Here is an 11,518-nt window from a genome sequence, read left to right on the forward strand (position 1 = left end):
CACCCACATTTCTCATTTCGACCTGGAGCCCACACACGAATGTACGAACTGACCGGCATTCCTCGCAACTACGCCTGGGGGTCAACCACCCAGATCCAGCAACTGCTGGGCCTACCGCAGGACGGCGGCCCGTTGGCCGAGGTCTGGTTCGGCGCACACCCCACTGACCCCTCAGGGGTGACGGACGAGCAGGGCCGGCAGACCACGCTCGACCGACTGATCGATTCTGACCCCGCGCGACTGCTCGGTCGCCGATCGATCTCCGAGTTCGGGCCGACCTTGCCGTTCCTGATGAAATTTCTCGCCCCCGGCGAACCGGTGTCGCTGCAGGTGCATCCCACTCCCGCGAATGCTCACACCGGTTTCATCGCCGAGCAGATCGAGGGGGTACCGATCGATGCCCCGCACCGGAGCTTCAAGGACACCAACCACAAACCTGAGATGGTCTTTGCCCTCACCGAATTCTCCGGGCTGGTCGGCTTTCGGGACCCTGCCCTGATCGTCGAGCTGCTTGCCGCCTACAACCACCCGGCACTGCGCGGGGCCCATCGTCTGCTGGCGGCCGAGCCCGGCCCAGCCGGCATGAAGGAGTGTCTGCGTCGGCTGGTCGAGTTGGGAGCGGCAGAAGTCGATCAGATCGTCGCTGAGGCAACACAACTCTCGGCGAATGGCCCCGAAGTCGCCGACGCCCACCAGATGGTGGCCGAATTGGCGCAGTACTTTCCGGGAGACGCCGGATGCGTGGCCTCCCTGATGCTGGTGCACATGCGCTTTCGGCCCGGGGACTGTCTTTTCGTTCCGTCAGGCATCCCGCACGCCTACCTCAGCGGGCTGTGTGTCGAGGTCATGGCCAACTCCGACAATGTTTTTCGCGCGGGGCTCACCAACAAATACGTCGACGTCGAGGGCCTGCTCGCGAACACCCGGTTCGACCCGACCCCACTGGCGATGCTGCCCGGTGACGAGATCGCCCCCGGGGTGCGGGTGCTCAGCCCAGAAGCCGCCGAGTTCGCCCTCACCGTCGTGACGTGCACTTCAGGCGGGGAACAGGTCATCGCCGGATCCGGGCCCCGCATCGCGGTCTGCGTCGACGGACTGGTGACAGTTCGGGCCGAGCGCGCCACGGCACCCGATCCCCTCTCCCTGCCTGTCGGTGGCGCGCTGTTCGCGGCCGATGTCGACGGCGATCTGACGGTCGCGGGCCACGGTCTGCTTGTCATCGCCAGCGTCCCGTAGGCTCGAACCCGTGCGACTTGTCATAGCCCGCTGCTCCGTCGACTACGCCGGACGTCTCAGCGCCCACCTGCCTCTGGCCAACCGCCTGCTGATGCTCAAATCAGATGGCAGCGTGCTCGTGCACTCAGACGGCGGATCGTACAAACCACTCAACTGGATGAGCCCGCCCTGCTCACTGACCGAGGCCGCCCCTGATGAGGCTCAGGCAGCGGCCGGTGTGACCGCGGTGTGGAAGGTCACGCAGACCAAGACCGCCGACGTTCTCGTGGTCTCGATCCACGAGATCTTGCACGATTCCGAGCACTCGCTGGGCGTCGATCCGGGGCTCGTGAAAGACGGCGTCGAATCAGACCTGCAGCGGCTGTTGGCCGAGCAGATCGAACTCTTGGGCGACGGGCACAGTCTGGTGCGCCGTGAGTACATGACTGCGATCGGGCCGGTCGACATCCTGGCCCGGGATTCCGGCGGCAATGCCGTTGCGGTGGAGCTCAAGCGGCGCGGCGACATCGACGGCGTCGAACAACTGACTCGCTACCTCGAATTGATGAACCGTGACCCGCACCTGGCGCCGGTCACCGGGGTCTTCGCCGCGCAGGTGATCAAGCCCCAGGCACGCACGTTGGCCGAAGACCGGGGGATCCGTTGTCTGGTGCTCGACTACGACGCCATGCGCGGCCTGGACGACTCCGACTCACGCCTGTTCTGATGGTGCAGCGCGCTCCGGGCGCACGCCGGCGACGAGACGCTGAACGGCTCCCGCAGCGACGAGACGTAAGATGAGTGGAAATGACTAATTCAGTACTGACCGAAACAGCCGTCATCCGCCTCACACGACGGTGGACCTGCGTACTCTTCGACCTCGACGGCACCATCATGGACTCGGCCCCGGGGATCACCGATCGACTGGCGAAGACCCTTGTTGAGCTCGGACGCCCGGTTCCGAGCGAGCAAGAACTCATGCGGTGGGTCGGCCCACCCATCCTCGATTCCTTCCGCGACTTTGCCGGCATGGACCCGGAGCAGGCTCGCGAAGCCCTGACGGTGTACCGGCGCTTCGCGCAGGTGGACGGCCCCTATGACGGAAGCGCCGTCTTCCCCGGCGTGGCCGGCCTGATCGTCCGATTGCACAAGGCGGGGATCCCGATCGCATTGGCGACCTCCAAGCCGGAATCACAAGCGGTGATGATTCTCGATCATTTCGACCTGTCCCAGTACTTCACCGTGCTCTGCGGCGCCTCAGAAGACGAATCGCGCAGTGCCAAATCCGACATCGTTGCCGAGACCCTGCTTCGCCTGCAGGGTGAGGGTGTCGACCTCAGCCAAGTGGTGCTGGTGGGCGACCGCAGCTATGACGTGGCTGGCGCGACCGCTCATGACATTCCAACCATCATGGTCGAGTGGGGATATGGTTCACCCGCCGAAGCCGAGGGCACGATGGCAGTCGTGCACTCGGCCGACCAACTCGGTCGCCTCCTTCTGGGCTGAGCGTGTGGCCTGACCTCAGCGCTGTGCCCCAGCACTGAGCCGCCCGGCTGAACTGGGACAGTCCGTCGCGCGTTCTGTGCGCTCACTTCTGCGTCGGTACAAGAATCGCGTAGGCGTCCGCAACCTGATCGATGTCGCCGGAGAAGGTGAGCACCAGTTGCGGTGAGTCAGAGTTGGGCGGGAGCGCATCGATGGCATGAGTGCTGCCGTCACAAGGAACGACCTCATCCGCGATGATCGATGGGCCGTCCGGCGACTGGGACAGGGTGACCATGACGTTTGTATCTGCAGCAACCACGACTTCCGTCGTCGGTACCGAGCAGGCTGCGACCAGTTGGTACCCGGACGAATTCGCCATGGCTGATCCCGTGACGGTCATCGCCGGGTCGGCGGCGGAGTGAACCAGACGCATCGCCTCCCCGTGCACGGGGAGCGGGATCAGCAAGTTGTCGGCTTGCGAGACCTCGACCGGTGGCACCTGGGGTCCGTTGCTGAGCGATTCGACCGATTGATCTCCCACGCCAGCACGGGTGACGTAACAGCCGGTCAATCCCGTGACCAGGAGGCTGACCGAAAGGGCCGAAAGAACAACTCGTTTCATGCGCATACTCGTACAACCTCCGCCGGAATGATGAACCGTACTCGTCGGTGAGCGCTTGGAATCAGGGTACGCCCGGATGTACACCGGTCACAGGCCCTCGAGTCGACACCATGATTACTCGCTTGTGGGTTGCTCTGGTGCGAGACTGGGCACATGACCATTCGACTGGAGCCGAAGTCGGCCGAGCGATTGACCCTGTGGCTGAGCACCAGTCACGCCGAGTACATCACCAGCCGGGTTCGGGCCGGAGAAACCCCGGTCGAGGCGCGGGCGAGCGCCGACCAGTCATTGGAAGCCCACTTTCCTGGCGGCGTGCCGGCGAAGAATCATCACGTCTACGATCTGGTGCATGGGGAGACAGTTGTGGGCAGTCTGTGGATAGGCCCGCACACCGACGCAGACAACGACGCGTGGTGGGTGTGGGACGTGACAATCGACACCGCCCACCAAGGGAAGGGGTTCGGGCGCGAGGCGATGGCGCTTGCGGAGGCGGTGGTGCGCCAGGAGGGCGGGCACTCACTCGGACTCAACGTCTTCGGCTACAACACCGCGGCCTGGACACTGTACGAGTCCCTCGGCTACCAGACCACCGCGATCCAGATGCTCAAGGTGCTGTGATGCGCTCATGGGGCGGCGGCGACAGACGACACGGCACCGATCATCACGTGCAACCGACTGTCCCTCATCCCCTCCAATAGGGTATTCACAACACAAGACCGACAAGGGGTGTCGAGGATGAGGTTTCGCAAACGCACCAGAGGGTTGGACGAGGTCACCGTGACCACGGAATCTGCCGAGACGCGCACAACGCATGCGGCCGGTCCCACTGTGCGCGTGAACGCGTTCCGCATCGGACTCATCGGCGGCCTCGGGGTGTTGGTCGCGCTTCTCATCGGCGGCGTGATCAGCCTTCTCAGTACTGTTCTCATCTACATCGGTGTTGCTCTGTTCATTGCTCTCGGCCTCGATCCCCTGGTCTCCTGGCTCGAGAGGCGCATGCCGCGCGGCCTGGCGATCGGAGTCGTCTTCGCCGCGGTGATTGCGATCTTCGCCGGATTGCTCTTCGCCGTGATTCCCGTGATTGTGCGCGAGACCACACACTTCATCAATGGGTTCCCCGACATGGTCGACGCCATCGCGAAGAGCGACTTCGTCACAGGATTGGACCAGCAACTCCAAGGAGCCTTCGACGTCAACCAGGCGATCCAGAGCGGGGCCAACTTCCTCCAGGATCCGAACAACCTGCTCGCCATCGGTGGCGGTATTCTCTCGGTCGGGGCCGGTGTCGCCAGCGGTGTGACGGGCGCCGTGATCGTCCTGATCCTGACCCTCTACTTCTTGGCCTCCCTGCGGTCGATGAAACGGACGAGCTACCGGTTCGTTCCCGCGGCCCAGCGCCCGGGGTTCATCGCGGTCAGCGAGGAGATCACCCAGGCGATCGGGCGGTACGTGATCGGCCAGGTCAGCCTCGCCCTGGTCAACGGCATCCTGAGCTTCATCTTCCTCACGATAATCGGCGCGCCGGCTCCTGCGCTGCTGGCCGTGGCGGCGTTCCTGCTCTCCATCATTCCCCTGATCGGAACGTTGACAGGTTCGATCATCATCGTGCTCGTGTGTCTGATCGCGTCCCCGCTGACCGCACTGGTAGCCGCCATCTATTATCTGATCTACATGCAGGTGGAAGCATATGTTTTGAGCCCCCGGATCATGAACAAAGCTGTGGCCGTCCCCGGCGCGATCGTGGTGATCGCGGCGGTCGGCGGCGGCGCGGTCGGCGGTGTCCTCGGAGCACTGGTCGCGATTCCAATTGCCGCTTCCTTCATCATCATCGTGCAGAAAATCGTCTTCCCCGCACAGGACGCCAAGGTCTGACCCAACGCCCCCTCCATCGAATTCCCCCGCACCAAGCGACAACCGTCCTTCGATGGAGTTAGCGCGCCAGCCGCTCGACGACCGCCCCGAATACACGGGGAACGGCGCCCGAAATCGGAACGATGGAATTTCTGAGCGGGGAATGGGCCAACGCAACCAGTCCCGTCGTCAGGGTGCGGAAGTCCCGTGTCGCGCGTTCCCACGTACGTTCATAGGCACGCGGAGTCCCGGCGTGGATGGCTGCAACAACGGCTTCAGCCTGCGCGAGGCCCACCCGAATTCCTTCCCCGGTGAGGGCATCGACATAGCCGGCGGCGTCACCAACCAGCAGTACTCGTCCGACGGTGCGTCTCCTGCTGCCCTGCCGCAACGGACCCGCTGCGCGCAGTGGCGAACCCGGCCGCGCCCCGGACAACCGGTTGGCCAGCGCCGGAATGCCAGCGATCGCGGTGTCGAAGTCGACCCCGCCTGGCCCGAGAATCGCCACGCCGACGAGCGTGTCGGCAACCGGGGTGACATAGGCCTCGACTTCGTCTCCCCAATGCACCTCCACGAGATCGCTCCACGGCTCGAGCTCGAAATGCCGACGATATCCGTAGCGCCTCGACCCGCCAGCGGGCCGTGTCTGCTGACGTTCGAGCCCGGCCAATCTGCGCGTCTTGGAGTGCAGACCGTCGCAGCCCAGCAGCCACGATGCCCGCACCCCGCCAGCAACGACATCATCGGAGGTCTGCTCATACGAATCAAGGCGTTGACGGACCCACTCGACGCCGAGTTCGGTGCACCGCTCAGTGAGGGCGTCATGCAGCTCGGTGCGACGAACTCCCAGGCCGGCGCCGCGGCGAAACCGATGCTCCGCATGGTGAGCTCGCTGATGATAGCTGATTCCCTCGATCACATGCCCCCTCGGGAAGACCCCGAGCCGCGCGAGGGCGGCGACGGCACCCGGCATCAAGCCCTCGCCGCACGCCTTGTCGATCGGCCCCGTTCGTGGCTCGAACACAGCAACGCTGAGCCCGAGCAACCGTGCCTCGATGGCGCTCGCGAGGCCGATCGGACCGCCTCCCGCAATCAGGACGTCGACGTCAGGACTCATGCCCGTGGTCCGGGCGCCGCCGACTCGAAAACCGGTTCGGCCAGCGCCGCGGCGAGCGCACGCTGCTCGGTGGGGATCCTGAACCGCAGCAGCAGGATGGCGTTCAGAACCGTGAACGCGATCGCCGTGATCCACGCGGAGTGCACGAGCGGCAGGGCGACGCCTTCGGCCACCACCGCCAAGTAGTTTGGATGCCGTAACCAGCGATACGGTCCGGTGGCGACCAACGGTAGACCCGGCACCACGATCACCCGTACATTCCAGCGCTCGCCCAGCGAGGCAATGCACCACCAGCGCAGACCCTGGCTCGCCAGAACCACGAGCAGCGCCGTCCAGCCCACTACCGGGATGAACGGCCGGTCGAGGAGTTGCACCTCGACCAGGCAGGCGAGAAGCAGCCCGGTGTGCAGCAGCACCATCGACCCGAAATGGCCCCGACCGTACTCGACTCCGCCACGCGCAAACGCCCAGCGAGCATGCCGGTTCGAGACCACCAGCTCGACCACCCGCTCGGCGCCGGTGGCCAGAATCAGCGCAAGGTACCAGATCATGACTGCTGCTCGCCGGGCCACCGAATCAGAACGAACTCGGCACTCACTCCGGGGCCGAGCGCGAAGAGCAGCCCGTATTCTCCGGGCGCCGGATCGATCCCTTCCAGCGTGTCAGCGAGCACGTGCAACACCGCGGCCGAAGACAGGTTGCCGACTCGCTCCAGAGAACGCCAGCTCAATGCAAGAGCTTCGGGCGGGAGCGCCAGTGCCTTCTCGAACGCTTCGAGCACCCGGGGCCCACCCGGGTGAGCGATCCAGTGCGCCACATCGGTAAGGCGAAGACCCGCGCTCTCAAGGAAATTCGCGACGTCAAAGCCGAAGTGGTCGAGGATCACGTCGGGCACCCCCGCCGTGAGCATGATCTCGAATCCGCCCGAACCTATTCGCCAGCCGATCATTTCGGCGGTGTCGGGGTAGAGGGTACTGCGCGTTGCAACGACCGCCGGCCCCGGCAGGCGAGCCTGGTCCCGGTCATCCCCCACCATCACAACGGCAGCGGCACCGTCTCCGAACAGGCCGCTCGCAACCATATTCGCCATCGACTCATCACCGTGTTGCAGGGTGAGGGAACAGAGCTCCACAGAGAGCAGAACGGCGACGTCGCCGGGATGACCCAGCAGGTAGTCGTGCACACGGGCGATTCCCGCGGCGCCCGCCACGCAGCCCAACCCGAACGACGGCAACCGTTTCAGGTCGGGGCGCATGCCGAGTCTGCTCGCGACAACCGCATCCACCGAGGGTGCCGCGACGCCGGTCACCGTGGTGAACAGCAAAAAATCGACATCCCACGGGCTGAGACCGGTCGCGGCGAGCGCGTCGCCGATGGCCCGCTCCGCCAGGTCCGCCGCGTGCTGGGCGAAGAGACGGTTGGTCACGGTGAACGAATCGAGCGCGCTGTAGTCGGCGAGGGGCAGGACGGTGCTTCGGGAGCGTATCCCGGTGCCGGCATGCAGTCGCCTCATCACCGCGCCGCGTGCCTGATCCATTGTGACCAGCGACGAGAGCTCACCGGTCAGCTCGTCCTGCGAGTAGTCGAAGTCGGGCAATACCGCTGCGACGTGCGCGATGCGGGTCATCGGCGTTGAGAACGGGGCCGCCGACTGCGGAATCGGTGTGCAGCAGCGCAGACAGCGACGGTCTCGCGGATCGATTCGACCACCCACCTGTGCGGGGCATGTTCCGGTGGTCGATGATCACTCATGTTATTGCCGCCTTCGGAAGAACGAACGGTACCCGGCATCGGGCCTGAGTGTCAGACTACGCCCGCACCCGCTCGGATCCCACTCGGACCGGCGATGACGATGGATACCAACCCTGCACAGCGTCCCAAGGATTCTCGCACGACCCCCGCTCCTCAGGCTCGATCAGCGCCACAGAACGAGTCGACGTTCGACCTCGTCACCGTGGTTGGCATCCTCCTGCCGACGAGGGCCGCAGAATCCTCCTGCGGCCCTCGTGCGTTCTGGCCCGGGCCGTGTCGTGCGCGCCGATTGATCAGGCTGAAACGAAGTACAGTCGCTTGTTGGCGAACTCACCGATTCCGATCGGCCCCATCTCGCGACCATAGCCGGAACGCCTCACGCCGCCAAAAGGCATCTCGGCCGCCTCTGCAGCGATCGTGTTGACGTGCGCCATGCCGACCTCGAGCCGAGAAGCCACGGCCGCCGCCCGAGCCTCGTCGGTCGAGAACACTGATCCGCCCAGGCCAAGTGCGCAATCATTGGCGAGCTCCAGTGCCTCAGCATCGCTCGACACCTTGTATACGGTAGCGACCGGCCCGAAGATCTCCTCACCGTATGACGCCGAATCACGCGGCACACCGGTGAGAACCGCCGGTGAGTAGTACGCGCCGGGGCCGTCCGAGAGTACGCCGCCCGCTTCGAGAACTGCGCCTTCCGCGACGGCCCTCTGCACCTGGGCGTGCACGGTCTCAGCGGCGCTTCGCGCTGAAAGAGGCGCGTATTCGCCCTCGGCCAGATCCAACTGGTCACCCGGAACAAGGCCCTCAGCCAGCTTCTTCAGTTCGGCCACGAACTCATCGTAGATGTCGTCCATGACGATCATTCGCTTGTTCGAGTTGCACACCTGACCGCCGTTGTAAACACGGAAGTCCCACGCCTGCTTCGCAACGGCCGCAACATCATCCGCATCAAGGACCACCATTGGGTCGATTCCGCCGAGCTCGAGCACGCACTTCTTGAGGTGGCGACCCGCCTGCTCGCCGATGATCGCGCCGGCGCGTTCGGAGCCGGTCAACGAGACCCCCTGCACGCGGGGGTCGGCGATCATCGTTGCGATCTGGTCGTGCGAGGCGAACACGTTCTGGTATCCACCGACGGGCACTCCGGCCTCTTCCATGATCTCCTGGATAGTGAGGGCCGAACGGGCGCAGATATCTGCGTGCTTCAGCAAGATCGTGTTGCCCAGTACAAGGTTCGGCGCGGCGAACCTCGCGACCTGGTAGTACGGGAAGTTCCACGGCATCACGCCGAGCAACGTGCCGACCGGGCGATGCTCGATGTATGCCTTCCCAGGAATGGTACTGGGAATCTCGTAATCGGTGATGAGGCTCGGACCGTGCACTGCGTAGTAGTCGATGATCGAAGTCGCGAACTCCACCTCATCGATCGACTCAGCATACGACTTTCCCATTTCAAGTGCGATGAGTCGTGCCAGCTCTTCCTTGCGCTCCTCGAAGAGCTCGGCGACGCGCCGCACCACCTGGGCCCGCTCGTGCACGCTGCGCTCCCGCCATTCACGGTAGACCGCATCGGCGCTGGCGATCGCTTCTTCGATCTGCGCGTCAGTCGCGGATTCAAAGGATTCGACGAGCTCGCCCGTCGCGGGGTTCTGGACTCGGTATTTGGACATGATTCTCCTTGGTAGAAAACTCCAGCGTGAGGTCGTCGCTGTCAGCTTCACCCGGGGTGCTCTTCCGCTGAGACAGCATTCAACGCTGGTTCGGCCTCGCCGCGACAGACAATCCTGCGAGAAGGCCGCTGGTGACAAATGACACTTTCCCTGAGCTTGCGGGCTATCACCATTCCTCGTATCGGCAGATCCCAGTGAAGACCCATTCCGCTCCAGCTGCCTGCCTCATGACAATCGTAGGCGAAGTCTGGTTTGGGCTGTGAGCCACACAGGCCGTCCCTCCTCATTGACAGAGCTGAGAATCCTCGCGGGGTTCAGCCCGGGAGGCACTGCAACGGGTGATGACGGCGGATGCTCCGGGGCGCTACCCCTGAAGGCTGGTCTCGAACGAGTATGACCCTTGCACGCATTCAGCCAGCCCACGACAACTGAACGTCGGATGGCCGGCGTGCTCATCCGCTGACAGTGCTCCCCGTCATGGAGACGACAGGAGGCTGGCGTGAGGGATTTTTCAACCCATTCGGCGTGAGCAGGCGTTTGACCGCCTGGGCAAGACGGTGGCTCGGGCTCTCCACGAAGCGCCGGAAGACAATGGTCACCCCGAAGGCCACGACTATTCCGACGGGGATCGCCGCCCAGACAAGCGACGGACCGAACACGAAGGCACTGGCGATGAGGATCGGCTCGTGCACCAGGTACAGGCTGAACGAGACGGCTCCCAACCATTGCAGCAAGCGATGTTCCAGCACGCGGCGCGCTCCCGACCAAGCCATGGCGACGAAGACGACCAGGACCGCGCCCAGGAGAACGAATCCTCGTGAACCGTTGAGCATCCATCCCGGCGGGTCGGTGATCATCACCAGCCAGTATGCGTTCATCAGCAGCAGACCGGTCATGAAGGTCACTGTCCAGACCAGCCGCGGGTGTCGCGCGTCGTCGATCCGGTTCCCGAGCGTGCGCAGTCGGTCGATCTCGGTGGCGATCAGGGTTCCGATCAAGAACATCGAGAGGTAGAACGCCGCAAGGTTGCCGTAGGCGGCACTCACGAGGACGACACCGATGATGAGGACGACCTTGACGGCGAGAAGTCGCCGAAACATCACGGCCAGCACCACGAAGACCGGCAGCGCCAGTGAGAAGATGACCTCCCACTGCAGCGACCAGAGAGGGCTCGCCAGGGATCCGGCCCCGTTGACCAGTGTGGAGTCACGCAGAATCCGTGCGGGAGTCACGAGCGTCGGACGGTGAGCCAGCCACTCACTGATGCCGGTTCCAACGCGCGGAACAGCGGTGATTGTGATCACGGCGAACACGATGGCCGCCCAGACCGGCAAGTACAGGCGCACTAGTCGTTGCGGGTAATAAGCCCGCCAGCTAAACCGTGTCGAGCGCAGCACGGGCAGGGTGAGCACAATCCCACTGAGCACGAAGAACACGTAGACGGAGGCCTCGCCCTCCCAGAGCAGGTGCAGGGGCGTGTAGGTCATCAGCCATGCGAGCGGGCCCGTGTCCTGGTGGGCACGCGTGTTGAAGTAGGGCGCCGCGAGCGCGGGAATCATCAGCAGGGAGTGGTGCACGACGACGATCAGGGCGGCGACACCGCGCAGCCCGTCGAGTGAGCGCAGTCGCGGGGTCTGGGTTGAGGCCGGTCGCTCGGTCGCAGACTTTCGCTCGGTCGCACTCTGTCGCTCGGTCGCAGGCCGGTTCTCGGTCGCAGGCCGACTCTCGGCGGGCGCGCGTCGCTCGGAGCTGATTCCCTGTGCGGTGATCACTGCTCTACGCTATGCCCGAATTCTGGGCGAGACG

Annotated in this window: 11 protein-coding genes; 5 read left to right on the forward strand and 6 right to left on the reverse strand. The window is 64.5% G+C overall.

All coding sequences use genetic code 11. From position 1 onward, the window contains the following. Nucleotides 1-39 precede the first annotated feature (39 nt). From manA to DL891_RS13910, 3 genes are all read left to right on the forward strand, one after another. Nucleotides 40-1,236, forward strand: coding sequence for a mannose-6-phosphate isomerase, class I (gene manA, locus DL891_RS13900; protein WP_111721037.1), 1,197 nt, complete (start codon nucleotides 40-42; stop codon nucleotides 1,234-1,236). Nucleotides 1,237-1,246: 10 nt separating this feature from the next. Further along, the gene (nucS, locus tag DL891_RS13905) at nucleotides 1,247-1,942 is read left to right on the forward strand and encodes an endonuclease NucS (protein WP_111721038.1); all 696 of its coding nucleotides are present in this window, start codon (nucleotides 1,247-1,249) and stop codon (nucleotides 1,940-1,942) included. An 80-nt stretch (nucleotides 1,943-2,022) separates the two neighbouring features. Beyond that, nucleotides 2,023-2,721 carry an HAD hydrolase-like protein gene (locus DL891_RS13910; protein ID WP_111721039.1) on the forward strand — a complete coding sequence of 233 codons (699 nt, stop codon included), beginning with the start codon at nucleotides 2,023-2,025 and terminating at the stop codon, nucleotides 2,719-2,721. An 82-nt stretch (nucleotides 2,722-2,803) separates the two neighbouring features. Here the strand turns inward: DL891_RS13910 and DL891_RS13915 are convergent, their stop codons facing one another. Next, on the reverse strand, nucleotides 2,804-3,322 hold the full coding sequence (locus tag DL891_RS13915; protein WP_157962515.1) for a hypothetical protein: 519 nt from the start codon (nucleotides 3,320-3,322) through the stop codon (nucleotides 2,804-2,806). Between the two features lie 153 nt (nucleotides 3,323-3,475). Between DL891_RS13915 and DL891_RS13920 the strand changes: the two genes are divergently transcribed. Together DL891_RS13920 and DL891_RS13925 are read left to right on the forward strand one after the other, a co-directional pair. After that, entirely contained in the window at nucleotides 3,476-3,940 is a 465-nt protein-coding gene (locus DL891_RS13920; RefSeq protein ID WP_111721041.1) for an N-acetyltransferase, read from the forward strand. 117 nt (nucleotides 3,941-4,057) lie between these two features. Beyond that, nucleotides 4,058-5,194: an AI-2E family transporter gene (locus DL891_RS13925; RefSeq protein ID WP_111721042.1), complete on the forward strand. Its 1,137-nt coding sequence runs from the start codon at nucleotides 4,058-4,060 to the stop codon at nucleotides 5,192-5,194. A 58-nt stretch (nucleotides 5,195-5,252) separates the two neighbouring features. Here DL891_RS13925 and DL891_RS13930 read toward each other — a convergent pair whose 3' ends face one another. The 5 genes from DL891_RS13930 to DL891_RS13950 all read right to left on the reverse strand — a co-directional run bounded on the left by DL891_RS13930 (nucleotide 5,253) and on the right by DL891_RS13950 (nucleotide 11,484). Next, entirely contained in the window at nucleotides 5,253-6,290 is a 1,038-nt protein-coding gene (locus tag DL891_RS13930; protein ID WP_111721043.1) for an NAD(P)/FAD-dependent oxidoreductase, read from the reverse strand. Next, nucleotides 6,287-6,841 carry an isoprenylcysteine carboxyl methyltransferase family protein gene (locus DL891_RS13935; protein WP_111721044.1) on the reverse strand — a complete coding sequence of 185 codons (555 nt, stop codon included), beginning with the start codon at nucleotides 6,839-6,841 and terminating at the stop codon, nucleotides 6,287-6,289. Before DL891_RS13935 ends, DL891_RS13930 begins: the two co-directional genes overlap by 4 nt. After that, complete coding sequence (locus tag DL891_RS13940) at nucleotides 6,838-7,917, reverse strand: type III polyketide synthase (RefSeq protein WP_111721045.1); 1,080 nt, start codon at nucleotides 7,915-7,917, stop codon at nucleotides 6,838-6,840. Before DL891_RS13940 ends, DL891_RS13935 begins: the two co-directional genes overlap by 4 nt. Before the next feature lie 418 nt (nucleotides 7,918-8,335). Next, nucleotides 8,336-9,712 (reverse strand): NAD-dependent succinate-semialdehyde dehydrogenase, encoded by a 1,377-nt coding sequence (locus tag DL891_RS13945; protein WP_111721046.1) that lies wholly within the window; start codon nucleotides 9,710-9,712, stop codon nucleotides 8,336-8,338. Between the two features lie 452 nt (nucleotides 9,713-10,164). Then, nucleotides 10,165-11,484, reverse strand: coding sequence for an acyltransferase (locus tag DL891_RS13950; RefSeq protein WP_111721047.1), 1,320 nt, complete (start codon nucleotides 11,482-11,484; stop codon nucleotides 10,165-10,167). Nucleotides 11,485-11,518 lie beyond the last annotated feature (34 nt).

The sequence above is a fragment of the Homoserinimonas sp. OAct 916 genome (assembly GCF_003260275.1).
Taxonomy (GTDB): Bacteria; Actinomycetota; Actinomycetes; order Actinomycetales; family Microbacteriaceae; genus OACT-916.